The 255-nt window shown below is 60.0% G+C and carries 1 protein-coding gene; it reads left to right on the forward strand.

All coding sequences use genetic code 11. From position 1 onward, the window contains the following. Positions 1-255: transposase (locus tag GTP27_RS23510; protein WP_161041470.1), on the forward strand; the 255-nt coding region annotated here is incomplete at both ends.

Below are 255 nucleotides of genomic sequence, written 5' to 3' on the forward strand. Positions count from 1 at the left end.
CGATGCCGATACACGGCGAGTGCTGTGGGTCGGCGAAGGTCGCAGTCGGGAAGCAATACGACCATTCTTCGAATGGCTCGGACCTGAGCGCTGCGCGGGCATCAAGGCCGTGGCAATGGACATGAATGCGGCGTTCGACCTTGAGGTGCAGATGCAGTGCCCTGATGCGCGGGTGGTCTATGACCTGTTTCACGTGATTGCCAAATACGGTCGGGAAGTCATCGACCGTGTGCGGGTCGACGAGGCAAATCGGCA

Source organism: Duganella qianjiadongensis (genome assembly GCF_009857915.1).
Classification (GTDB): domain Bacteria; phylum Pseudomonadota; class Gammaproteobacteria; order Burkholderiales; family Burkholderiaceae_D; genus Rugamonas; species Rugamonas qianjiadongensis.